Origin of the sequence: Gordonia sp. NPDC058843 (assembly GCF_042743165.1) — a bacterium.
Taxonomy (GTDB): domain Bacteria; phylum Actinomycetota; class Actinomycetes; order Mycobacteriales; family Mycobacteriaceae; genus Gordonia.
Window position 1 is genome coordinate 80002 of the sequence record NZ_JBHYNC010000017.1, and the last position, 24729, is coordinate 104730.

A 24729-nucleotide genomic window follows, 5' to 3' on the forward strand; every position below is an offset into this window, starting at 1 on the left:
GTGTGCGAGTGGCGGACCGGAAGACGCCGTCAGTGGCGCCACTCCACTCGGTGGCGAGTCGGCGAGACGTCAGCTCGCAGGTGCGCACATGGCGCTCTCGACCTGGTACAGGCCGAGGAGGTTGCACACGGTCTCGTTCGAGAGCTTCCAGCGTCCGTCGTCGTAGACGATGGTCGACTCGGCGTTGGTCGGCGGGTTGCCTGCGGTCTCGATCCGGACCTTGACGCGAGCCTTGTTGGGCCCGGCGCTGATCACGGGGTTGACCAGGACCCAGTCGACGTCGGAGTTCTCGGCACGCGCCTTGACCAACTCGTCGAAGATCGCCGGGTCCTTCTCCGAACCCTCGACGAGCTCGACCTTCTCGGCCCGCGGAATGTCCGGATCGACCGCCTTGTCGACCAGTTCGTTGAGGGCTCCGATCGACGGCGGATTGCTGCCGTCGGTGATCTCGGAGCCATCGCCGCCCGCGGCCGCGGTGTCGGCGCTGGTGAGCGTCGGTGCTGGCGGCGCGTCGGCGTCGTCACTTCCGCAGGCCGCAACGGTGGTCATCAACGCTGCCGCGATCATGGTCGCGCCAAGAAACTTCCGATACTTCAAGGATCTCCCTCACTGTGTTCTCGGGCTGGGGTGCGCCGGTGGGCGCTCTCGTACCGCGATGCCGGACGTGTCTGCCGGGTGGGACCCGGCGACGGCCCACACCACTATGCCAAATGGTGAGCGCTGCGGGCCCCGGGTACCGTCTGCACGCTGTCGTCGCCCCGGCTGGGCGACGGTCGCCGAGGAGGCAACGCTTGACGCACCCGCCGGGTTCCGGTGACCCTTGGGCACCATGACCGCCACCCGCGCCGCCGGCGCCCCCATCACCGTGCTGATCAGCACCGGAGGCACCATCGCCGCCCACACCACCGACGACGGCGCGGTCCCTGCGCTCGGCTCCGCCGAACTCCTGACCGCCACCGGCACGACCGACACCGGGCCGGCGATCCGCACCGTCGATCTGATGTCGGTGGACAGTTCGGCGATGACCGTCGCCGACCAGTTCGCGGTCGCCCACGCGATCGCCGATGCGCTCGCCGACCCCGCGGTCCGCGGAGTGGTGGTCACACACGGGACCGACACGATGGAGGAGACGGCCTTCCTCGCCGACCTCTTCGCCGCCGACGAACGGCCGGTCGTGTTCACCGGCGCCATGCTTCCCGCCGACGCCCCGGGGGCCGACGGGCCGGCGAATCTCGCGGCCGCGCTGGCCGCGGTCGACGACCCGGCCGCCCGCGGCCGCGGGGTCCTCGTGGCGATGGGCGGCAGACTGCTGCCGGCGCGGGGGCTGTTCAAGGTCTCCACCACCGACCTCGCAGCCTTCGACACCGTGCCGGGCGCCGAACTCGGGGACTCCTCACCGGTACCGCGGCGAGTACTGACCGGACCGGTGCCGGCCGGGCGGGCCGCTCGGGTCGACGCCTTCACCCTCTATCCGGGCGTCTCGCCGGGATTGATCGCCGCATCGGTCGCCCAGAACGCCGCAGGGCTGGTCCTGGCGGCCACCGGTTCCGGCAACACGCATCCGGACATCACCGCGGAGGTGGCGCTCGCCGTGCAGCACGGGCTGGCCGTCGTCGTGACGAGTCGTGTCCCCTACGGCGAGGTGACGGCAACCTACGGCGGGGGCGGCGGCGCCGTCGATCTGCGCCGGGCCGGGGCGATCGTGTCACCGTGGCTGCGTGCGCCCCAGGCCCGGATGGCCCTGATCGCCCTGCTGACCGCCGGGCACGACCACAGGTCGATCTCGGATTTCTTTCTCGCGCAACACTTCTGATCCGACAAAGCGAAGAGACGCTGGTGCTGGAGCGGAAAGACTGCACAACCCCTGGTCCCTATTCCGAAAGAAGCGACCCCCTGGTCCCTGAGCCTGGATCCGTGGATGGGGTTTCGGGCGGGTGGGGTTGGGTGTGTGATCGTCGGTTTGTGTTGTGGGCGTGGGGTATTCGCTGATCTGGGTCAGCTCTTTCACTGGGGTTCCTGGTCGTGGGTGGGCGGATGGAGTGCAGGGTCAGGTGGTGTTGGTCGCGGCCCACAGCGTGGTGAAGGCGTGTTGGGTTGGCCAGTGGCGGGGTAGGTGCAGGATCGGTGTTCGTGCTGGTCGGGCCAGTCGGGCGGGTATCGCGATGAGGGTGCGGCGCAGGGTTGCTCCACGTGCGGCGCGGAGTCTGGGAGCGTTGGTGAGTGCGGCGAGGGTGCGCATCAGGTTGTGGCTGATGGCGGTCAGCGCCAGCCAGGCGGCGTTGGCGCCGAACCGTCCGGAGGGTAGGTGTGCCAGGGGTCCGTCGATGAGGTCGGCGAACACGGTTTCGATGATGGCGTGGCGGCGGTGGGTGATGTCGGCGGTGACGGTGTCGTCGGTGGTGTTGGTGAAAAACGAGTGGTATCGCCAGGCGGGCATCAGGGTGTCGGTGCCGGCGGGGTGGTGAGCTGTGACCCGGCGCACGATGAGTCGGGCGGTGACCGGTTGTGATGACTGGGGTTGCACGGTGTAGGTGGTTTCAGCGACTTCGGCATCGGAGATCAGTTCGCCGGTGTCGGGGTCGGTGACCGCGCCGGGATAGTGCACCGGTGTCCAGGCGTCGCCGCCGATGGCGGTGATGGCGCGGGTGATCGCGGTATTAGTACGCAAGACCAGCGAGAACGTCGCTCCCAGGCGTTGGCAGGTGCGCATCACCGCGGCGGTGCCATACGCGGAGTCACCGCGTACGGTGATCTCCCCGGTGGCCCCGCAGTGGCGTGCCGTGGTCAGGGTTTCAGCGATCATTCGTGCTGCCCCGTTACCGGAGGCGGTGCGGCCGGCGCGCAGCCAGGCGTTGGCGATCACTGGTGGATGATCGGGAGCGGACAGGGTGGTGATCAGCGGGGACAGACCTTTACGGAGGAGTTCACGGCCGGCGATTTTGGCGTGTCCGTAGGAGGCTCCGGCTTTGTGGTAGCCGTAGACTGGGCGCAGCAGCGAGTCGATGTCGACAAACACCCGGGACCCGTCGGTGGGTAGTAGGCCTGCGTGCGCGCACATCGCTGGTAGTGCCCGGGTCATCACGGCGTTGAGCGCTCGGGCATGTCCGGGGGTGAACTCGCGGAGCGTTTGTCCGATCGTGGCTGGGGCGTACACGCGGTCGAACAGGCGGGTGTGCCCACCAGCGCGGACCTTTCCGAGGTCGTCGATACTGTCGGCGCCGCAACAGAATCCGGCGATCACGGTCAACAGTTTCGCCTCAAGGTTGGCTCCGGCCGAGGGGATCTGGGTGGTCCCGAGATCGACCCGTTCGCCTAGCAGGGACGCCAACCCGGTCGATTCGGCCACCGCCATCACCGGTACCAGTCCGGCGTGCGACACCAGATTGTCGTCGTCGAAGACAGCGGACTCGGCGGAGAACGTATGCGATACTTTCACTGAAAGTGCCTTCTGAGCTGGAATGTTTTGTGTCTCAACACCACCAATCATTCCAGCTCAGAGGGCATTTTCACGTTATCGACACCCCGCACCCATCCACGGATCCAGGCTCAGGGAGCAGTACGGTGGTCGCTTGCGCTCCTCGCACCTCAGGGAGCGGAACGGTGGTCGCTTGCGCTCCTCGCACCTCAGGGAGCAGAACGGTGGTCGCTTGCGCTCCTCGCACCTCAGGGAGCAGAGGGCCGTTCGCTCGGCGTCAGGAGGCGTCGGTCGCACAAGGGGGTGCCGGAGCGTCCTCGGAGAGCGGCTTGTTCAGCGGCATCAGGTACAGGACGTCGAGGACGACCGGGGTGGTCCCGAGGTTGGTTCCCTCATGGGTGTTCGCCTTGCCCCCGGGTTCGGAGATGATGTCCCCCGTTCGGTACACCACCGGCTTGCAGTCGGAACCGGGGTGGGTGAGGGTGCCCTGCCGGACCAGGCCGTAGAGCGGCCCGTCGTGGTAGTGCCAGCCCGTGGTGCCGCCGGGGGCGATGGTGATCTCGCGGACCTCGACGTGGACGCCGTCGGGGACGAAAGGCAGGAGATCGGCGGGGATCTCGGCCTCGGCCAGGGTGACCGCGGAGATTCCGGACGAGGGCGTCGCATTCGCCGTCGGCGACGACATCGCGAGAGGAGTCAGGAGAGCTGCCGCGGCGGCGAGCGTCGCGACAGAGGTGCGCAGAAGACGTGTCATCGCTCGACCGTACGTGGTCGAGGGGTGCGCTGCCCCTCGAATCGGTCATCCGAACCCGCGACGACGTGCATTCTTCGCTCACTGTTTCCGTTCCCGCCCACCGAAATCGGGTGAGCGGGAACGGAAGGTGTGAGCGGGAGTGCCGCCGGATCAGGCCAGATCGAACCGATCGTTGTTCGAGACCTTCACCCACGCCTTGACGAAGTCGTTGACGAATCGCTCCGCCGAGTCGTCCTGCGCGTAGACCTCGGAGAGGGCGCGCAGCTGCGAGTGCGAGCCGAACACGAGGTCGCTGGCGGTCGCCGTCCACTTGGCGTCACCGGTCGTGCGATCGGTGCCCTCGTAGACGTTCTCCTCCGAACCCGACTTCCATTCGGTGTTCATGTCGACCACGTTGCGGAAGAAGTCGTTGGTCAGCACACCGGGACGATCGGTGAACACACCGTGCTTCGCGCCGCCGTAGTTGACGTCGAGCACGCGGAGTCCGCCGATCAGCACCGTCAGCTCGGGAGCGGTGAGGTCGAGCATGTAGGACCGATCGAGCAGGAGCGACTCCAGCGGAGTCTTCTCGCCGTCCTTGCTGTAGTTGCGGAAGCCGTCGGCGCGCGGTTCGAGCACGGCGAAGGAATCCACGTCGGTGCTCTCCTGGGACGCGTCGGTGCGGCCGGGGGTGAAGGGCACGGTGACCGGGAATCCGCCTGCTTCGGCGGCCTTCTCGATCGCCGCAGCGCCACCGAGGATGATGAGGTCGGCCAGCGACACCTTCTTGCCGCCGGAGGCCGAGTCGTTGAAGTCCTTCTGCACCTGCTCGAGAACGGGCAGGGCCTTGGCGAGTTCGCCCGGCTCGTTGATCTCCCAGTTCTTCTGCGGCTCGAGGCGGATACGGGCGCCGTTGGCCCCGCCGCGCTTGTCGGTGCTGCGGAAGCTCGCCGCCGAGGCCCATGCCGTCTTGATCAGCTGGGTCTGCGACAGCGATTCGAGCAGAGTGCTCTTGAGAGAAGCGATGTCGGCGTCGTCGATCAGTTCGTGGTCGACGGCAGGCACCGGGTCCTGCCAGATCTGCGGCTCGGGAACCCACGGGCCGAGGTAGCGGTCCACCGGTCCCATGTCGCGGTGGAGCAGCTTGTACCAGGCCTTCGCGAAGGCCTCGGCGAGCTCCTCGGGGTGGTCGAGCCAGCGACGGGTGATGTCGGCGTAGATCGGCGACTCGCGCAGCGCGACGTCGGTGACCAGCATGGTCGGTGCGCGCCCGGGACCACCGAACGGGTCGGGGATCGTGCCCGCGCCTGCCCCGTCCTTGGCGACGTACTGCCAGGCACCGGCGGGACTCTTCGTCAGCTCCCACTCGTAGCCGTACAGGTTCTGGAGGAACCCGTTGCCCCACTGGGTGGGCGTCGAGGTCCAGACCACCTCGAGTCCGCTGGTGATGGTGTCCTCGGCCTTTCCCTTGCCGTAGCCGGACTTCCAGCCCAGACCCTGCTGCTCGATGGGTGCTCCCTCGGGCTCGGGTCCGATCAGGTCGCCGTTGCCTGCGCCGTGGGTCTTGCCGAAGCTGTGACCGCCGATGATGAGCGCGGCCGTCTCCTCGTCGTTCATGGCCATCCGGCTGAAGGTCTCCCGGATGTCCTCGGCGGCAGCCAGCGGATCCGGCTTGCCCTCCGGGCCCTCGGGGTTCACGTAGATGAGACCCATGGTGGTGGCGCCGAGAGGCTTCGCGAGTTCCCGTTCACCCGAGTAGCGCTTGTCGGTACCGAGCCAGGCATCCTCCGGTCCCCAGAAGACCTCCTCGGGCTCCCAGATGTCCTCGCGGCCGAAGCCGAACCCGAAGGTCTTGAAGCCCATGGATTCCAGCGCAACGTTGCCGGCGAAGACGAGGAGGTCGGCCCACGAGAGCTTGGTGCCGTACTTCTGCTTGATGGGCCACAGCAGGCGGCGGGCCTTGTCGAGGTTCGCGTTGTCCGGCCAGCTGTTCAGCGGTGCGAAGCGCTGTGCGCCCTGACCGCCGCCACCGCGGCCGTCGAAGATGCGGTAGGTGCCGGCGGCATGCCAGCTCATGCGGATGAACAGGCCGCCGTAGTGGCCGTAATCGGCGGGCCACCAGTCCTGCGAGGTGGTCATGAGCGAGACGAGATCGGCCTTGAGGGCCTCGACATCGAGCTTCGCGAACTCCGCCGAGTAGTCGAAATCGTCACCGAGGGGATTGGAGAGCGAGGAATGTGCGTGCAGGATCGAGAGGTCGATCTGCTCGGGCCACCAGTCCTTGTTGGTCAGCGGCGCATGACCTTTCGGCTCCGGCGACGAGATGACCGGATTCTCGCTCTCGCTGTTGCTACGGGTCTGCTCGTCGGGATTGGGCGGACGGCTGTCGGAGGTCACGACATTCCTTTCGGTGGTGGAACTGGCGGGCTGTTGATCACGGACGTGATCGGGTCGGGGTGTCAGGTCGGGGCTGTACTGACGCACTCGGGGCAGAGTCCCCAGAAGATGACCTCGGCTTCGTCGAGTGCGAAGCCGTGGTCCTCGGAGGGGGTCAGGCATGGGGCTTCCCCGATTGCGCAATCCACGTCGGCAATCGCGCCACAGGCGCGGCAGACGACGTGGTGGTGATTGTCTCCGGTGCGAAATTCGTAGCGCGACAACGAACCCGACGGTTGGATTCGGCGGATGAGGCCGCGCTCGGTCAGGACGTGCAGCACATCGTAGACGGCCTGACGTGAGACCTTGGGAAGGGTCTCGCGAACCGCATGGTAGATCGTGTCCGTGTCGGCGTGTGGGTGATCGTCGACGGCGTGCATCACCGTCACCCGCGGCTGGGTGACACGAAGATCTGCGGCCCGGAGTTGCTGGGCATAGTCCGATGTCGATGCCACGTCACCCACCATAGGGCGCCTCCCGGGGTTCTCGCAGGGTTTTTCTGGATCTGATCCAAATTCTCCGGCCGGACGCTCCGGTGCCCGGAGCGACAGCGACGGCCGCCATCTCGTCGATGGCGGCCGTCGGGGTTGTTCGGTATGTCAGATCAGCTGTCGATGCCGACCAGTTCCTTGGCGATCTCGGCGAATCGGATCTCGATGGCCGAGACCACGCGCTGACGGTTCTTGTGTGCCTCCTCGTAGGCGAGGGTGACGCGCAGGTCGGCCGGCTTGTCCAGCTCCTTGACCGCGGCAACCGCATCGGCGACGTTGAGGTCGACGTATCCCTGGATCGGGAGGTCCTCCGCCTCAACGGTTCCGGTGATCTCGCGGAGCTGATGGAGTGCATCTGCCGCACCCTTGGCGCCATTGTCTCGCGCACTGTCCTCGACCGCCTCGAGGGCGGCGTCACGACCGGCGGCGACGGTCTTCGACACCGCGGAACCCGCATTGCTGACGGCGTCCCCGGCCCGAGCCGCGGTATCGGCGGCGTCGTCGACTGCACGACCGAAGCGGTTGCGCAGTGTTTCAACGGGATCGGGCAACTGCCGAGCGAATTCGGCGGTGCGATCGATCGCCCACGATGCTCCGACCGCAGGTGCGGTCAGCGCTCGGGCGGCAATACCGCTGGCCCATTGCGACGGGCCACGTCGCAGTGCGGTGGGTCCGCCGAGAGCTTCCTCGGCCAGAACTGTCGTGAGCCAGTGCACGGTCGCAGTGTGTGCGTCGATCAGGCGATCGGCCAGTGTGACCAGCGCCTGGTCTTCCTGCCCGGTCGCGAGTGCCTTGAGGTACGTCGCACGGGCGACGAGACGCTGCTCGAGTGCGAGGTCGTCGAGAAGTGCCTCGTCGAGCGGTTGGGTCTGCTCGGCGAGCGTCTTCGCGGCGGCGCCGACCCGGCCGAGAACCGGGCGGATGACGTCGACGAGTCCGCCGCGCTCACGCAGTGCGGCCTGGATCGCGTCGGCCCGCTTGCGGGCGTTCTCGGCGTTCTGTGCGAGCTCCTTGCGGATCGCGTCGGTACGCGCTTGCGCCTGCCGGGTCTCGGCGATCTGGATCTCGGTGTGTGTGAGCGCGAGGATCGCGCGAAGTTGCTGGTGGACGGTGGTGGTGGAAACAGTCATCGGATGTCTTGCTCCCCTCTTTGTCCGACGTGTGGTCGTTCACACCGAGTGTTGCCAGAACGAGCGGGTATGTAACACTCCTTCCGGAATTGGTGTCGTGTCGATCGTCGAAGTTGCTGTCCCGCAAACGAATTTGTCGATTGTGAGGCGAGTCACACCATTGCTGGATCTGCACGCTATGTCCGCTACGGGCGTATCGGGGGCGCCGCCGGCGGGGTGTCCCTGCGCTGGTGGGAACGGGGGGTTTGACCGCCCGGGACCACCGGGTACCCCCGGCTGATGGAAGTCCCGGCCCGCGCGGGCCCTCGCACCGACCGGTCGCCGATCCCGGGGCCGGCAGTGACGGTCGACGGGATCGCCGCGTACCTGGGCACACCTGTGGTCGGCGATCACGGTGCCGGGCCATCGGTCATCCGTGATCTCGATGATGATTCGAGGACGATCCGTCCCGGCGACGCCTACCTCGCGGTTCCGGGCACCCGCTGGCACGGGCTCGACTTCGAGCAAGAGGTCAAAGCGGCCGGCGCTGCGCTCGTCATCAGTGATCGCCCGTCATCGGTACTGCCCACCGTCGTCGTCGACGACCCGCGCGGGATCATGGGACCGCTCGCCGCCTGGTTTCACGGCGATCCGTCGCGGGATCTGCGCGTCCACGGTGTGACCGGCACCAACGGCAAGACCAGCACGGCGCACTTCCTCGACGCGGCGCTCACCGCGGCGGGGGAGTGCAGCGGGCTCATCTCCGGCGCTCGCATCCGGGGTCCCGGACACGACCTGGTCCCGGCGCGCACCACCCCGGAGGCGCCGATGCTGCAGCGCACGCTGGCCACCTTCCGGCGCCACGGTGTCACCTCGTGCGCGATGGAGGTCTCGTCGCACGCCGTCGACCAGCGTCGCGTAGACGGCACCGCCTTCCGGGTGATGGCCTTCACCAATCTGACCGACGATCATCTCGACTATCACGGATCGATGGAGGCGTACTTCGCCACGAAGGCGGCAATGTTCACGGCGGAACGGACCCGCGTTGCCGCCGTCATGGTCGACGACGAGTGGGGTGCGCGACTGGCCGCCCGTGCCACGGCGGAGACCTGGACCTGTTCCACCTCCGACCGGTCGGCCGATGTCGTCGCGAGCAGGGTCCGAGCCGGACGCCTCGGAACGGAGTTCACGGCCCACACCCCCCACGGGCGAGTCGACATCGGCCTGCAGGTGCTGGGTCCGCACCAGGTCGCCAATGCGCTGCTGGCGCTCACGTGCCTCGCCGCCGACGGCGTCGACATCGCGGCGGCGGCGGAAGGGATGTCCGCGGTGACCGGGATCGGCGGACGATGTGAGCCGGTGTATGCCGGTCAAGCCTTCCGCGCGATCGTGGACTACATGCACAACACCGCGGGGCAGCGCGCCATGTTGCCCTACCTGAGGTCGCTGACCAGTGGACGTCTGATCCTGGTCATCGGCGCGACGGGCGGTCGGGACCCGGGCAAACGCGAGCCCCTCGGTCACGTGGCCGCACGTCACGCCGACCTCGTCGTCGTCACCGACGAGAGCCCCGAGGACGAGGACCCCGACGCGATCAGGGCCGGAGTGCTCCGCGGTGCCCGAGGTGCGGGTGGCGCCGTCGTGGTCGAGAAACCCGACCGGCACGATGCCTTCGCGTTCGCGGTGGCGACGGCACGGGCCGACGACACGGTCGTGGTGACGGGACGGGGCAGCGACACATTCCAGAGGTATGGCGGACGCACGCTCTTCTTCGACGACCACACCGAACTCAAGCGGGCGATCAGCGCGGCTCTCTGACCCGGTCTCTCGCGGCGCCGGCGATGCGGGTGAGACGTTGCGGTCAACCGCGGTCGGCGAAGACCTCCGACCGGGCGGCCGCCGCTGCGTCCAGTTCCCGCTGGTAGAGGATTCCGTAGGTGAATCCGTTCTCGCCGTTGCGAACTCCGGCGCTCGCCCCTAACTCACGGAGCGCCGCCGCCGCCACTGCCGCGTCCTGGTGCTCGCCGAGCACCGTCTGGATCTTCTTGTAGCGCTTGACCTGTCCGCGGCCGGCCGACTTGGACACGACCGGGCCGGCGAGCTCACCGGCGTACCGCGCACGTTTGGCGGCCTTGCGGGCGCGGTGGAAGTCCTCGTCGTGTCCGGTGGACAGAGCATGTGCGAGTCGCTTGTCGGCCTTGCGGGCCGCGCGGGCTGCGGTCCGCTGGACGTCGGCGCGTTTCGTGCGTGCAGAGGAGAGCGGGACGTCCACGCGCCACGTCGCGAGCGTGGCGAGCAGCCGCCGGTAGCGGTCGGAGGTCATCTCGTCCACGACGGTCTGCCGATGGTGGTGCTGTTGCGCGGAGAGTTCCTCCTCGATCCGTGCTGCCACCGGGCCGAGTACCAGTTCGTCGGGCAACTCGGCGATGGCGGCGGCGAAACGTGCCCGTAGGACCTCGCGATCACGCACCTCACCGAGGACGCCGGCGAACCAGCGGAGCTCGTCGTCGAGTGCCTGACGGCCAACGGTTTTCGACCCCTCTGTCCTCAACCCCTGGGGGTCGAAGAAGTGGGCGCCCGTCCGGAGGGTGCTGCGTAGGCGACGGATCGCGACCCGCACGGCGTGTACCGGACTCTCGCCTCGTCGGAGAGCCACGTCACCGGCGAAGATCGCGGCGAGCTGTTCCCGGACGTAGTCCGCCACGGCGGCGGCCGCCGGCGTCAGACCGTCGTGGGTCGCCGGTTCGTGTCCGACCGCTCGCTCGAATGTCGACGACGCCGACGACGGTCGTGCGCCGGCGCCGATGAGTCGTTTGCGGACATTCTTGGGGACTGTGGACGACTCCGTTCCGGGCGTCACGCTGATCTCGCGCCATGACGTCGCCGTGGCGACGGGACCGGTCACGGTCGCCGACACCGAGTCGTCGATGACCTCGTAGGCGAGCTCGTGATCCGCGTCGAGGTGCCGGCGGCGTGTTCGGTGCGTGTGGACTATCGCCGCGACGGTCAGTGCGTTGCCGAGGCGGAGCCCCCACAACCGGTCGTCGATCTCGGCCGGCACGGCAGTCGACGGGGCGTCGATCAGCTCGGTGGTCTGTCCGTCGGGCGCCGGCACCGTGACCCGCCATCCGGACGTCCGGGCGTCTCCCTCGCCGTATACCACTGTCACCCCGTGTGCCAGCAGGTCGCGGTCCGCGGTGTCGTAGTAGGTGTCGGTGAACTCGGCCGAGCGGATGTCGACGGTGTCGGTGGCGCTGCCGTCGAATCGGGGGATCGCCACGTCCAGGCCGAGGTCCCAGGTGTTCTCGCGTGCGCTGTCGGTGTGCATCGTCGCTCCTCTACGGTCTGATTCGCTGATCCCGAGAGGGTGACCGAATCGGACATCGGATAAACGTCGGCCCCGATCGAGCTGCTGGGGACCGGTCACACCCGGTGGAATCGCCCGTCGTCGGTACGCGCGATCTGCCCGTGTCGGCCTAGGCGTTCGAGGTGGAGCTCGGCGGTGCGCTTCTCCACGGCGTCGACGAAGGGCAGCTGGACATGCGGACGGTAGACGAGCCGCTCGACGACGATCTCCTCAAGGGTGCGCGGACGCTGTAGCAACTCCAGCAGTCGATCGTCGCGTCGGTGTATGACGCCTTCGTAGTCCGCGAGTCGGGACCGGAAGTCGTCGGCGCCGGTGACCACGCCCTTCTGATGGAAGGTGCCGTACCAGCGCGCGTCGATGTCGCGCACCCGTGCAATCGACGCGAGGTAGTCATCGACGCTGCTCCCGACGTCGCCGTACATCGGACCGAACGAGGTGAGGTCGATGTCGGCGAGATAGAGGAACCCGGTGGGCTCGACGAGTACGCCGGAATGCCCTGCGGTGTGGCCGGGAAGATGGACGACCGTGGCGGTGACGTCGCCGAGTTCGAACACGTGCCCGTCCTCGACACCGGCCGCGTCGGGAAATCCTGGAGTGAGGTCGAAGGTGTCGCCGATCTGGGCGTCGACGCCGGCCCGCTGCTCGTCGGTCAGGCCGTAGTTGTCGAGCAGGACCTGCAGGGACCGTACGCCGTCGACGTCGGAGTCGTGCGCGAACTTGTCTGCGGAGAAGTGCCGGAGGCCGGCGATGTGATCCTCATGCGCATGGCTGATCATCACCGCGTCGGGTCGGACGGGATCGTGGTCGACTTCGAGCGACGGATCGACGACCAGGGTCCCGGCGGAGCCGCGGACCACGACGGTGTTGCCGTAGGGAAACGCGCCGCCGTGCGACGACGCGAGCACGGTCACCTCGTCGTAGCGGTTCTCGATGAAACTCGGTGCGAGGGTCACGTCGTCTGCGTACCCCGGCAGCGAAACCCTGTCAACGCCGCGGCCCGCCGGCGGGATCTTCGAAGCCGTCGACGGACTGGTCACCTGCTCATCGTCGCACCGGCGGGTCTCCTCGAGTCGTGCCGTCGAGTCTCCAAGCGATCACCGATCGGGACGTCACCAGATGTCCGCCCACGACGGACGGTCGGGCACGTCTATCGCGGTCGACGTCCCGTGAATCAGCAACGGAGCCGACCCACCTTCGGTCAGACGACGATGCAGCGACTCGAGCTGTGCCTTCCGGGGTGCGATGACCACGTAGTCCTTGCGCACCTGTCGGGCTTCGCCGGACGCCGGGTGGACGAGGTCGACGGTGAGTCCGAGGCGGAACCGGTCGACGAATGGTCGGTGTTCGCGCCGCATCTCGCTGCGCACGATCGTCCCCGACGCCCTCCGGCCGGCTTTCCGCAGGTGTGCTCGCCGCGCGCGCCACACGACCCACAGCACCTGTGGCCACAGCACGAGCGTCGCGATCATCCCGATGATGAAGCCGTAGACCAGACCGGCCTCCGGCAGAATCCGATCGCCCAGCCACATGCACGCGCGCAGCATTCCCGAGAAGAAGAACGCCGACCCGACCGCTACCGCTGCCATCCACACGATCTGTTTCGGCCCCGCGATCGTGCGTCGTCTCTCCCCACCCATGACGTCGGACCGTACCGGGCGCCAGGGCGACCTGGCGCATGCGGCACGATCGGAGGACGATCGGACCATGGCAACGTCGATGGACGAACTCACGATGTCCCAACTCGGTTCGCTGCGTTGGGTGGACATGCGTAGGCGGGTGCGCGCGCTGGTCGACGGACGAGTCGTCGTCGACTCGGCTACTGCCCTGCAGGTCTGGGAACCGTACCGGGTGGTCGGATGCTATGCGGTGCCGATCTCCGATGTGGCTGCGCCGCTGGTCGATTCGCAGAGAGTCGACGCTGCCACCGAGCACCCCCCGATCCTGACGCCCGATGATCCGTTCGTTCTCCACACCACCGCCGGCACGGTCTACGATCTCCGAGCCGACGGTCGGGCTCTGTCCGGCGCCGCGTTTCGGCCCGACGATCCGGACCTTGCCGATCACGTTCTGCTGGACTGGTCGGCCTTCGACGAGTGGCGCGAAGAGGACGAGTCGGCGATCGGTCATCCGCATGATCCGTTCCAGCGCATCGACTGTCTCAGCACCAGCCGTCATGTCGTGGTGCGGGTCGGCGACACCGTGGTGGCGGAGAGCCGACGCCCGACGCTGCTGCTGGAAACCCATCTGCCGCCGCGTCATTACCTTCCGCGCGAGGACGTCCGGATGGACCTCCTCGTGCCGTCGGACACCGTCACGGTGTGCGCGTACAAGGGCGAGGCGAGTTACTACTCGGCTGTCGTCGGCGACGACGTGGTGGCCGACGTCGCGTGGACCTACACCAACCCGCTGATCGACGCTGTCCCGGTCCGCGATCTGATCTGTTTCTACGACGAGCGGGTGACACTGACCGTCGAGCCGTCGGAGCAGCCGTGATCCGCCGAACAGACTAATTCCGCTGGCCTGCAGTCGGATCTGCGGCGTCGACAGTGGGTTGACGGTAGCGTTCGTCCACGTGTCGACCCCTGATCATCGATCCCGCGTGCGGCGGAGTACGTCGAGTCAGCTCATCTCGTTGATCGGTCTGGTCATTGCCGTTCACCTGATGGCTGGTTGCGCGATCGGGATCGACGGCACCCCGTCGGCTGTGCCGGATCGGCGGGTCATCCCAGACCCGGTGCCGACAGTTGTCGTCCTGGATGCGTCCGATTCGATGAACACCGAGGATGCACCGGGGCGCAGACTGGTGGCCGCGCGTGATGCGGTGTCCGCGCTGGCAGGTGGACTGCCGCCCGAGACGCTCTTCGGTGTCGTGACGTTCGGTTCGCAGCTGGCGGCGGCGACGACGCCGGCGGTGCAGGGCTGCCGGGACGTGACGACGACGGTTCCGTTGGGTCCGTTGAATGTCGCGGGTCTGCGGAGTGCTCTCGGTGAGATCGAGGCGCGGGGGTTCACGCCCATTGCGGCGGCCCTCGATGCGGCTGCCGCCCAACTCCCGGACACCGGCCCGGCGTCGATAGTGCTGGTCTCCGACGGTGAGTCGACGTGTGCGCCTCCACCATGCGAGACGGTGGCCGCTCTGCACCGTGCACGACCCGATGTCACCGTGAGCGCCGTCGGGTTCCGAACCGATGATCCGTCGCTGACGTGTGTCGCCGAGAACGGCGGCGGTCTGTTCGTCACCGCGGACAATGCCGCCCAACTCAGTGCTCGGCTCAGCGCTGCGCAGAACGCGGAGGCCGCAGCGCAACGGCTTTCGCCCACATCGCGGGGTGGCGTGTCGATCGGGGAGAATCTGTCGTCGATTCGTCGGGACAATCCCGGGTTTCCCGCGACCGGCCGCGTGGAGGGTGATCGCACTGTGTATGTGTGGCTCGACTGCGACTACGTGTTCAACGACGACGTGCTCGTGGAAATCGCACCGGGAGATCCACCCGGCAGTGCCGGCACGACGATCGACGGTGTTTCTCGTGGCACTCCGGGGTCGCGTGCCGTCGAGTTGTACGGTGAGCCGCTCGAGGACTCCGATGGCGTTGCCCTTTTCGCCGCGGACACCTCTGCCGGGACAGGTTACCGAGTCGGCTATGAACGGGGTGCCGACATCTCGCGGGGCGTGGTGACCTGGGTCGTGTTGTGCGCGTGTCTGCCCGAGCAGCGCGGCTCCGGGGGCGGCGCGTCAGGGGGGCCGGAAGAGGTCGAGGTGGTCGCTGTCGACCCGGCCGGGCGGCCTGTCGACGGTTTCGCTGTCGGGACTGGTGGCGGCTCCTGGACATCCGACACGATCGAGTACTGCACCAATGCGCTCGGGGCCGCCACGACCGGTGTCTATCGATGCGGGACCACCGCAGACTCGGCAAACGCCTGCTGGCCATCTGCAGGGAGGTTGCTGTGCACGTCCGATCCTTGGACGAAAGAGCTTCGACCGTACAGCTATTCGGGCTCTCTACCGGCCCTCGGCGAACCGGACCCCGACGTCTTCCCGTGGGCGTTGGAGCTCGCCGATGGCCACCGCTGCATTGCTCGGAGCGGCGGCGCATGGCCGATCCCGCCGACGGGTTTCGAGTTCGGGTACAGCTGCCGCAAGGACGCGAAGTACTCGTTCGTGCTGTACCGCGCCGGGCAGCCCGAACTGTACGACAAGTCGGGTGCCGACTGGACGGTCTACTTCGGCGATGGGGAGTCGACGCCGACGCCGGTGAAGGTGACCAAGGCGTACTTCGCCGCCGCGCGGTGAGGTGCCAGACGTCTGGTGTTCCCGGGTCTTCAGCGCAGTGCGTACCGGATCGGTAGGTGCTTGAGTCCACCCACGAAGACGGTCGCTGCCAGCTGGGGTGTTCCGGCCAGTTCGATGGAGTCGAGTCTCGGGATCAGTTCGGCGAAGAAGCTCTTCATCTCCATTCGTGCCAGCGCGGCGCCGAGGCAGAAATGGACCCCGTAGCCGAACGACAGGTGCTTGTTGGGGAAGCGACCGACGTCGAAGGTGTGGGGTTCGTCGAAGACCTCCTCGTCACGATTCGCCGATGTGTATGCGAGATAGACCGATTCGCCCTTGGCGATGGGTACCCCGCGCACCGACGTGTCCTCGGCGGCGGTGCGCATGAACTCTTTGACCGGCGTGGTCCAGCGGATCATCTCCTCGACGGCGGTGCCGATCAGGTCGGGCTCCCGGCGTAGGCGGTCGAGTTCGCCGGGGTTCTCGATCAGCGCACGCAACCCGCCCGAGATCGCGTCCTTGGTGGTGTCGTGTCCGGCGCTGGCGACGATCACGTAGTAGGACGCGGTGTCGACGTCGGACAGGGGCTCACCGTCGACGAGGCCGTTGGCGATGGCGGACGCCAGATCGTCGGTCGGGTGCGCACGCCGGGAGGCGGTCAGTGTGTTGAAGTAGGCGAAGAAGTCCAGGAGCGTCGCCATCCGCTCCTCGAGCGTTGCCCCGCGCCGGTACTCGACGTCGTCGGCGCCGAACAGCTCCTGCGTGAGCTGGTGCATTCGCGGGAAGTCTTCTTCGGGGAGACCGAGCAACGACAGGATCACGTACAGCGGGAAGCCGACCGCGACCTCCTCGACGAAGTCGCACTCCGGACCGATGTCGCGCATCCGGTCGACGTACCGCTTGGCGAGCTCGTCGACGCGGGACTGGAGGTCGCGCAGCGCCTTCGGCCGGAACCAGTCGGTGCCGATCGCGCGGACCTTGCGGTGGTGTGGATCGTCCATGTGGATCAGGGTGCGCAGTCCGGCACCGGATTCCAGCTGCGCCCTTGCCACGTCGTCGGCAGCGGCGGTGGTCAGCACGGGCCGCGGTTCGCTCAACCACAGGTTGTTGTCGCGCTCGATGTCCATGATGTCGGCGTGCTTGGTGATGGCGAAGAACGGTCGGTAGGGCCCGTGGTCGACGCGCGGCACCGGGTCGTTCGCCCGGAGATGGGCCATGGCCGCGTGCAACCGCGGCTCGTCGGCGTAGGCCGTGGCGTCGGCGAAGATGTTCGCGGCGTCGTCGGTCGTGCTCGTGCTGGCCCCGCTGGTGGTCACCGGTGCGTCCTTCCGTCGAGTGCGTTGCTCCGAGTGTCCGATATCGGCGCGTTCCAGATCGGCAGATCGGCGAACCCGATCGCTGGACGGTGGATGCTCGACGGCGTCGAGATGACTGCGACACGGGTGACGGCCCATCCAGGACGACGCAGGCATCGAATGGCCGCCATGAGGACCCCGACCGATTCCGGCGAGGACGCGACCACACATTCCCGATGCGACGGTGCGACCACCGGCGACGCCGCAGCGGCCGGAAACTACTTGCCGATCGCCGATCACGGTGTCATCGGCGACCTCCGCACCGCGGCCGTCGTGGGGGTCGACGGGCGGATCGACTGGTTCTGCTGCCCACGGTTCGACTCGCCCAGCGTGTTCGGCTCGCTACTCGACGCTCGACAGGGCGGCGGGTGGACCGTGGAACCGGTGGACGGCGACGTCACCACGCGGCAGTTCTACCTTCCCGACTCCAACGTGCTCGTCACCCGCTTTCTGAGCGAGGACGGTGTCGCCGAGGTGCAGGACCTGATGCCGATCGCGAGACCGCACGACCCCGACCACCAAACGAGGATCATCCGTCGGATCTCCTGTGTGCGGGGCTCCGTGCGGTTCCGGGTCACGGTCGCCCCGCGATTCGACTATGGCCGTGTCGCACACTCCCTCGTCGTCGAGGACGAACGTCGGGTTCGCTTCGAGACCGACGACCTGGTGCTGCACCTCGTCTCGACCGTCTGCATCGATCCGGTCGACGACCGGGACGCGCGGGCCGACTTCACCGTCGAGACCGGCGAGTGCGTCACGTTCGTCCTCGCGCCCGACCCCGTCGGGCCGGAACTGCTCGACCACGACAGTTCTCCCGCCGTCGTCGCCGCGACGGTCGCGTTCTGGCAGGACTGGGTCTCACGGTCCTCCTACACCGGTAGGTGGCGGGAGATGGTGCATCGGTCGGCACTCACTCTCAAACTGCTGACGCACGAACCATCCGGCGCGGTGGTGTCGGCCGTGACCGCCGCGCTTCCCGAACAGATCGGTGGCGAGCGGAACTGGGACTACCGCTATGTCTGGATCCGCGACGCCGCGTTCACCCTCTACGCGCTGCTCCGGCTGGGGTTCACCGACGAGGCCGGCGCGTTCATGGACTGGCTGACCTGCCGGTTCGACGACGGTGCCGATGAGCCGGGAGATCTGGGGCCGCTGCGGTTGATGTACACCCTCGACGGGGATCCGCCGCCGGCCGAGACCGAACTCGACCACTGGGAGGGTTACCGGCAGACCTCGCCGGTGCTGATCGGGAACGCCGCCGCCGACCAGCTCCAACTGGACATCTACGGCGAGCTCATCGACTCGGTGTACCTGTACAACAAATACGGACCGGGGATCTCCTACGGGTCGTGGACGCATCTGTGCACGGTGGCCGGATGGCTCGTCGACAACTGGGATCGCCCGGACCAGAGCATCTGGGAGGTGCGCAGCAAGCCGCAGGACTACGTCTACTCACGCGTGATGTCGTGGGTGGCCCTCGAGCGGATGATCCGGATGAGCCGGCAGCGCGGCCTACCCGGCGACGTCGCCGGCTGGATGAAGGCCCGTGACGACATCTTCGTGCAGATCATGGAGCGGGGCTGGAACGACGACGTAGGAGCGTTCGTCCAGACTCTCGACTCCGACCGCCTGGACGCGGCGCTGTTGCTGATCCCCGCCGTGAAGTTGTTGTCGCCCACCGACGACCGCTTCGTCCGCACTCTGGAGCGGATCGAGCAAGAACTCGTGAGCGACTCCTTGGTGTTCCGATACGACACCGACGGCGGGCACGACGGCCTCGACGGAGCCGAGGGGACGTTCTCGCTGTGCTCGTTCTGGTACGTCGAAGCGCTCACCCGGGTCGGCCGTCTGGCCGACGCGCGGCTGGCGCTGGAGAAGATGTTCACCCACGCCAACCACCTCGGGCTCTATGCCGAGCAGGTCGGTCTCACCGGTGAACAGCTCGGGAACATGCCGCAGGCATTCACCCACCTCGCGCTCATCAGCGCGGCGATCAACCTCGACCGGCGCCTCGGCGGGTAGGCCAAGGCGCCGATCAGCTGTCCGCGCTCAGATCCAGCCGGATCCGCCGCACAGGTCGTCGGCGGTCGCGGGGCCGGTCGAACCCGCCGCATATGGTTGCGGCGCAGGCGGATTCTCCAGCACCGGCGCGGCGACCTCCCAGACATGTGCGAGGCCGTCGGGCCGGGTGAACAGAGACCGGTCGCCGCGCAACACGTCGACGATGAGCCGTGCGTAGGGCGACAGGCCGTCGGCCACCTCGTCGAGTTGTTCGGTCATGTGGGCGACGGAGAGATCGGTCCCCGAACCCGGTTCCTTGACGGTGACGGCCAGATCGATGGCACCGTCACCGGCGAGGTCGAAGGTCAGCACGGTGCCGTCGTTCGGGGTGTCGGTCAGCGGACCGTCGGCCGGGGCCCGGAAGACGAGGCTGAGTCGCTGAGAGCTGTGGTCGAGCATCTTGCCGGTGCGGAGCAGGAACGGGACGCCTCGCCAGCGGTCGGTGTCGACCCAGAGGCGCACCGCCGCGAACGTCTCGGTGGTGGAGTCATCGGGGATGCCGTCGGTGTCGCGGTACCCCTCGTACTGGCCGAAGACCACCTCGGCGGGGTCGAGTGGACGGAAGGCCGCGATGACCGACTCGCGGGCGTCGAGCAGGTCGTCGGCGCCAAGGGACACCGGAGGCTCCATCGCGGCTTCGGCTGCCACCTGGAACAGGTGGGTGACGACCATGTCCAGAAACGCGCCGGTGGCGTCGTAGAACGCGGCGCGGTCGGCGATGTCGAGGGTCTCCGGGACGTCGATCTGGACCTCCGCCACGTGTTCGCGGTTCCACACCCCGGTGAAGAGTCCGTTGGCGAAGCGCAGGACGTGCAGGTTCTGGGTGCTCTCCTTCCCCAGGAAATGATCGATCCGGTAGATCTGCTTCTCGTCCAGCGATTCGTGGACCGCTTCGTCGAGGGCCCGGAAACCGTCCGGAGACGTACCGAACGGTTTCTCGTAGACGACCCGCGAGTCCTTCGCGAGATCGTGCGCGGCAATGGCTTTGGTGTAGTCCACGAACGTGGTCGGAGGAAGGGCCAGATAGTGGACCAGTTGCGCCGTCGTCCCGACGGTGTCGCGGGCTGCGTCGATCACCTCCAACAGGCGTCCGGGATCATCGGCGGTGAACCCGCCGCCGGCGAAGCGGATGCTCTCGGCGAACGACGCCCAGTCGTCCGACGAGACCGACCCGTCCGAACCGAACTCCTCGATCGCGTCCTTCACGTGCTGCCGGAACTCGTCGTCGGTACGGTCGCCCCGCCCGTTGCCGATGAGCTGCCATCCGCGGGGGAGCAGCCCGCGCCGGTGGAGTTCGTACAGCGACGGCAGGACCATTCGTTTGGCCAGGTCGCCGGTCGACCCGAAGAGGATGAAGATCACCGCCGCGTCGTCACCCGCATCGGTGTCGGACGGTGTCGTGTTCTCCCGTGGGGAGTTGTCTGCGGTCACCCATCCATAGTGCTCGAAACACATGCGCAGAGTGCGGAATGAGGACCGGATTTGCGGCACTCATCCCGCACTGTGCGGAAAGGGAATCGCTAAGCGGGACTGATGAACGTAACTGCCGTCTTCGTCGTCACGACCACGTGCCGTCCGTCGATCTTGGTGAGGGTTTCCGACTCGGAGGAGTCGGGACTCGCGAACCCCGGGTAGGCGACCGACCAGGTCTCGTGTCCGGTCGGGATGTCGAAGGACTGCAGTCTGCCGTCGAGAATTGCGATCCATCGCTTGCTGGGGCCAGGTGGATCGAACACCGCGTACACAGGGGATGTGCGGAGGCACAGGTATGAACCGGCGACGGATTGCCTGTGAGCCAGATCACAACATATGTAGACATGAGCGGAATGGACTCAACTTTGTTGGCGTTACAACCTCCGTATGGCTCATACTTGAGCCTGTTGGACTAAAGAGAAAGGTACACGCGAGTGGACAGCTTCACCCCCACCACCAAGACGCAGCAAGCACTGAGCTCCGCTGTGCAGGCGGCGGCCAGCGCTGGAAACCCCGACGTGCGACCGGCCCACATCCTCGTGGCACTGCTCGATCAGTCCGACGGCATCGCGTCGCCGCTGCTCAAAGCGGTGGGCGTGGACCCGTCGAGCGTTCGTGCGCAGGCCCAGGGATTGGTCGATCGCATGCCGACGGTGTCCGGCGCCAGCTCGACGCCTCAACTATCCCGCGAGTCGATCGCGGCCATCACCGCTGCCCAGCAGCTGGCCGGTGAACTCGACGACGAGTACGTCTCGACCGAGCACGTCGTCGTCGGCCTGGCGACCGGAGACTCCGATGTCGCCAAACTGCTGCACAACCTCGGTGCGACACCGCAGGCCCTGCGCGAGGCGTTCGTCGCCGTGCGCGGCAGTGCGAGGGTCACCTCCGAGGATCCCGAATCGACCTACCAGGCTCTCGAGAAGTATTCGACCGACCTGACCGCGGCCGCCCGCGAGGGCAAGCTCGACCCGGTCATCGGCCGCGACACCGAGATCCGGCGCGTCGTGCAGGTCCTCAGCCGTCGGACCAAGAACAACCCGGTCCTCATCGGTGAACCCGGCGTCGGCAAGACCGCCATCGTCGAAGGACTCGCCCAGCGCATTGTCGCCGGCGACGTCCCGGAGTCGTTGCGCGGCAAGACCGTCATCTCCCTCGACATGGGTTCGATGGTCGCCGGTGCCAAGTACCGCGGCGAGTTCGAGGAACGGCTCAAGGCCGTGCTCGACGAGATCAAGGGTTCGGCCGGACAGGTCATCACCTTCATCGACGAGCTGCACACGATCGTCGGTGCCGGTGCGACAGGCGATTCCGCGATGGATGCCGGCAACATGATCAAGCCGATGCTCGCCCGCGGGGAGCTGCGACTGGTCGGTGCCACCACTCTCGAGGAGTACCGCAAGTACATCGAGAAGGACGCCGCCCTCGAGCGCCGCTTCCAGCAGGTGTACGTCGGTGAGCCCTCGGTCGAAGACGCCATCGGCATCCTCCGCGGCCTCAAGGACCGGTACGAGGTGCACCACGGTGTGCGCATCACCGACTCCGCGTTGGTCGCCGCCGCAACGCTTTCCGACCGATACATCACCTCGCGCTTCCTGCCCGACAAGGCCATCGACCTCGTCGACGAGGCCGCGTCGCGGTTGCGGATGGAGATCGACTCGCGTCCCGTCGAGATCGACGAGGTCGAGCGAATCGTCCGCCGACTCGAGGTCGAAGAGGTCGCCTTGGAGAAGGAGACCGACGCGGCGTCGAAGGATCGACTCGAGAAGCTGCGCGCCGAGCTGGCCGACCAGAAGGAGAAGCTCAACGAGCTCTCCGCCCGGTGGCAGTCGGAGAAGACCGCCATCGACGCGGTCCGCGACCTCAAGGAGGAGCTGGAACGCCTTCGCGGCGAAGCTGATCGGGCTGAGCGCGACGGTGACCTCGGGCGCGCTGCCGAGCTGCGGTACGGCAAGATCCCCGGCCTGGAGAAGGAACTCGAGGCCGCGATCGAGAAGACCGGCACCGATCCGTCGCAGGACGTGATGCTGCAGGAGGAGGTCGGACCCGACGACGTGGCCCAGGTCGTGTCGGCGTGGACCGGAATCCCGGCCGGACGCATGCTCGAGGGTGAGACCGCCAAGCTGCTGCGCATGGAGGACGAACTCGGCAAGCGAGTCATCGGACAGAAGGCCGCCATCGGTGCGGTGTCCGACGCGGTGCGTCGAGCACGCGCAGGCGTCGCCGACCCGAACCGACCGCTCGGCTCGTTCATGTTCCTCGGCCCCACCGGCGTCGGCAAGACCGAGCTCGCCAAGGCGCTCGCCGAGTTCCTGTTCGACGACGAGCGGGCCATGGTCCGCATCGACATGAGCGAGTACGGCGAGAAGCACAGCGTCGCACGGCTCGTCGGTGCCCCGCCCGGTTACGTCGGGTACGAGGCCGGTGGCCAGCTCACCGAGGCGGTACGGCGTCGTCCGTACACGGTGGTCCTGTTCGACGAGATCGAGAAGGCCCACCCGGACGTCTTCGACGTGCTGCTGCAGGTGCTCGATGAAGGTCGCCTGACCGACGGCCAGGGACGAACGGTGGACTTCCGCAACACCATCCTCATCCTGACCTCGAACCTCGGTGCGGGCGGCGACAAGGACCACGTCATGATGGCCGTGCGCTCGGCGTTCAAGCCGGAGTTCATCAACCGTCTCGACGACGTGGTGATCTTCGACGCGCTGAGCCCCGAGGAACTGGTGTCGATCGTCGACATCCAGCTCGGCCAGCTCAAGAAGCGCCTTGCGCAACGCCGCCTCGACCTCGAGGTGTCGACCAAGGCCAAGGAATGGTTGGGCGCACGGGGATTCGACCCGCTGTACGGTGCGCGCCCGCTGCGCCGGCTGGTGCAGCAGGCCATCGGCGACCAGCTCGCCAGGCAACTCCTGTCCGGAGACATCCGCGACGGAGACGTGGTGCCGGTCAACGTCAGTGCCGACGGCGAGTCGTTGGTGCTCGGCTGAGTTCGTAGTCAGACAGAGTTCGTAGTCAGACGGAGTTCATCGCAAGACAAAAGGGCCCATCCTCCGGGATGGGTCCTTTTGTCGTAGGGGACGGCGGCATCCGGGCGATGACAGTGTGAGGCAGATGGAGGAGGTGCCGATGACTGGCGAACTTCGTCTCGACTGCTGGACTTCGATCGAGGTCCGTCGGTCGAGTTGGATTCGCCGGTGGGCGATTGTGATGCGGGGGGCTCAGCGGGTGGCGAGGAGCCACATGAGGTGTGCTTCGACGAGGGAGGGCCGCGGTTGGGGTGGTCCGGGTCGCGGTGGTCGGACGTCGATGACGTGGCTGATGTTCAGGCGCAGATCATCGGGGCGTGACTGTTCGGGGCGCGGCTGGTGTGGGCGTGGGTGAGCGCCGGACCGGGTTGGTGGTCCGTGGATCTCGTCGCGCACGGTGTTCAGATGTTCTGCGAACCGCCGGGATATGTCGGGTCGGCGGTTGAGGCGCTCGGGGTTGGGTGGCGCGCCGGGTTCGGCGTTCAACCGCCAGAGGCAGCGGCCTTCGTCGGGTCCGGACCGTTCGATCCGGGTGGTGTACTGCCCGGGCTGGTCACCGACCATCCGGTTGTGACGCGGGCACGCCGGGGCGAGGTCGTCGATGTCGGTGAGACCACCCTTGGCCCAATCCTTCTGGGCGTGATGCATGTCCACCTGGGTGGCGGGTTGATCGCAGCCGGGCGCCGAACACACCTCACCGTCGGGGCGGGCGAAGGAGACGAGACGTTGTGCGCGGGTGGCGAGACGCTTGCCGCGCCCGAAGTACAGGGGCACGGCCGTGTGGTTTTTGAAGATCGCCAACCACGGTTGAATATCGGTGGCCGTCGCGGCGAGGTCGATGAGGTCGGGGATGGGGAGCAGGGTGCCGGTGGCGGTGGTCGCGAGTCCGGCTTCACGGACGAGGTCGTCGAGGTCGGCTTTGATGATCAGTTGCACGGGTAGCCCGCGGTGCGATCTCCCGAGCAACCCGTCCTCGAGGACAGCCTTCAGTAG

19 protein-coding genes are annotated in these 24729 nt (G+C 67.3%); 6 read left to right on the plus strand and 13 right to left on the minus strand.

Features of this window, described 5'->3' with window-relative positions:
- Positions 1-69: 69 nt before the first annotated feature.
- Positions 70-549: a hypothetical protein gene (locus tag ACFW3F_RS13630; RefSeq protein ID WP_388058163.1), complete on the minus strand. Its 480-nt coding sequence runs from the start codon at positions 547-549 to the stop codon at positions 70-72.
- Between the two features lie 280 nt (positions 550-829).
- Here ACFW3F_RS13630 and ACFW3F_RS13635 point away from each other — a divergent pair, with 280 nt between their 5' ends.
- On the plus strand, positions 830-1813 hold the full coding sequence (locus tag ACFW3F_RS13635) for an asparaginase (protein ID WP_388058128.1): 984 nt from the start codon (positions 830-832) through the stop codon (positions 1811-1813).
- 234 nt (positions 1814-2047) lie between these two features.
- Here ACFW3F_RS13635 and ACFW3F_RS13640 read toward each other — a convergent pair whose 3' ends face one another.
- The 5 genes from ACFW3F_RS13640 to ACFW3F_RS13660 all read right to left on the minus strand — a co-directional run bounded on the left by ACFW3F_RS13640 (position 2048) and on the right by ACFW3F_RS13660 (position 8205).
- Positions 2048-3436, minus strand: a complete 1389-nt coding sequence (locus ACFW3F_RS13640) for an IS1380 family transposase (protein WP_388058130.1) — start codon at positions 3434-3436, stop codon at positions 2048-2050.
- A 256-nt stretch (positions 3437-3692) separates the two neighbouring features.
- On the minus strand, positions 3693-4169 hold the full coding sequence (locus tag ACFW3F_RS13645; protein ID WP_388058132.1) for a cupin domain-containing protein: 477 nt from the start codon (positions 4167-4169) through the stop codon (positions 3693-3695).
- A 150-nt stretch (positions 4170-4319) separates the two neighbouring features.
- A complete protein-coding gene (gene katG, locus ACFW3F_RS13650) occupies positions 4320-6545 on the minus strand; it encodes a catalase/peroxidase HPI (protein WP_388058134.1) in 2226 nt (741 codons plus the stop codon).
- A 62-nt stretch (positions 6546-6607) separates the two neighbouring features.
- Positions 6608-7051 carry a Fur family transcriptional regulator gene (locus ACFW3F_RS13655; protein ID WP_388058136.1) on the minus strand — a complete coding sequence of 148 codons (444 nt, stop codon included), beginning with the start codon at positions 7049-7051 and terminating at the stop codon, positions 6608-6610.
- 137 nt (positions 7052-7188) lie between these two features.
- Positions 7189-8205, minus strand: a complete 1017-nt coding sequence (locus tag ACFW3F_RS13660) for a ferritin-like domain-containing protein (protein WP_388058138.1) — start codon at positions 8203-8205, stop codon at positions 7189-7191.
- A gap of 279 nt (positions 8206-8484) precedes the next feature.
- Here ACFW3F_RS13660 and ACFW3F_RS13665 point away from each other — a divergent pair, with 279 nt between their 5' ends.
- A complete protein-coding gene (locus ACFW3F_RS13665; RefSeq protein ID WP_388058140.1) occupies positions 8485-10002 on the plus strand; it encodes a Mur ligase family protein in 1518 nt (505 codons plus the stop codon).
- Positions 10003-10045: 43 nt separating this feature from the next.
- Here the strand turns inward: ACFW3F_RS13665 and ACFW3F_RS13670 are convergent, their stop codons facing one another.
- The 3 genes from ACFW3F_RS13670 to ACFW3F_RS13680 form a co-directional block, all read right to left on the minus strand.
- Positions 10046-11512 (minus strand): CHAD domain-containing protein, encoded by a 1467-nt coding sequence (locus ACFW3F_RS13670; RefSeq protein ID WP_388058142.1) that lies wholly within the window; start codon positions 11510-11512, stop codon positions 10046-10048.
- Positions 11513-11607: 95 nt separating this feature from the next.
- A complete protein-coding gene (locus ACFW3F_RS13675; protein WP_388058165.1) occupies positions 11608-12504 on the minus strand; it encodes an MBL fold metallo-hydrolase in 897 nt (298 codons plus the stop codon).
- 156 nt (positions 12505-12660) lie between these two features.
- A complete protein-coding gene (locus ACFW3F_RS13680; protein ID WP_388058144.1) occupies positions 12661-13188 on the minus strand; it encodes a hypothetical protein in 528 nt (175 codons plus the stop codon).
- A gap of 67 nt (positions 13189-13255) precedes the next feature.
- Here ACFW3F_RS13680 and ACFW3F_RS13685 point away from each other — a divergent pair, with 67 nt between their 5' ends.
- Positions 13256-14044, plus strand: a complete 789-nt coding sequence (locus ACFW3F_RS13685) for a DUF427 domain-containing protein (RefSeq protein WP_388058146.1) — start codon at positions 13256-13258, stop codon at positions 14042-14044.
- A gap of 79 nt (positions 14045-14123) precedes the next feature.
- Entirely contained in the window at positions 14124-15842 is a 1719-nt protein-coding gene (locus tag ACFW3F_RS13690; protein ID WP_388058148.1) for a VWA domain-containing protein, read from the plus strand.
- A gap of 29 nt (positions 15843-15871) precedes the next feature.
- Here ACFW3F_RS13690 and ACFW3F_RS13695 read toward each other — a convergent pair whose 3' ends face one another.
- Positions 15872-17137, minus strand: coding sequence for a cytochrome P450 (locus ACFW3F_RS13695; RefSeq protein ID WP_388058150.1), 1266 nt, complete (start codon positions 17135-17137; stop codon positions 15872-15874).
- Between the two features lie 159 nt (positions 17138-17296).
- Here ACFW3F_RS13695 and ACFW3F_RS13700 point away from each other — a divergent pair, with 159 nt between their 5' ends.
- Positions 17297-19198 carry a glycoside hydrolase family 15 protein gene (locus ACFW3F_RS13700; protein ID WP_388058152.1) on the plus strand — a complete coding sequence of 634 codons (1902 nt, stop codon included), beginning with the start codon at positions 17297-17299 and terminating at the stop codon, positions 19196-19198.
- Positions 19199-19225: 27 nt separating this feature from the next.
- Here the strand turns inward: ACFW3F_RS13700 and ACFW3F_RS13705 are convergent, their stop codons facing one another.
- Both ACFW3F_RS13705 and ACFW3F_RS13710 read right to left on the minus strand, forming a co-directional pair.
- On the minus strand, positions 19226-20599 hold the full coding sequence (locus tag ACFW3F_RS13705) for a glucose-6-phosphate dehydrogenase (NADP(+)) (RefSeq protein WP_388058167.1): 1374 nt from the start codon (positions 20597-20599) through the stop codon (positions 19226-19228).
- A gap of 158 nt (positions 20600-20757) precedes the next feature.
- Entirely contained in the window at positions 20758-20973 is a 216-nt protein-coding gene (locus ACFW3F_RS13710) for a hypothetical protein (protein ID WP_388058154.1), read from the minus strand.
- Between the two features lie 171 nt (positions 20974-21144).
- Here ACFW3F_RS13710 and clpB point away from each other — a divergent pair, with 171 nt between their 5' ends.
- On the plus strand, positions 21145-23697 hold the full coding sequence (clpB, locus tag ACFW3F_RS13715) for an ATP-dependent chaperone ClpB (protein ID WP_388058156.1): 2553 nt from the start codon (positions 21145-21147) through the stop codon (positions 23695-23697).
- 231 nt (positions 23698-23928) lie between these two features.
- On the opposite strand, the gene ACFW3F_RS13720 is transcribed toward clpB, so the two are convergent.
- A partial coding sequence (locus tag ACFW3F_RS13720) for a DUF222 domain-containing protein (protein ID WP_388058158.1) occupies positions 23929-24729 on the minus strand: 801 nt, incomplete at its 5' end.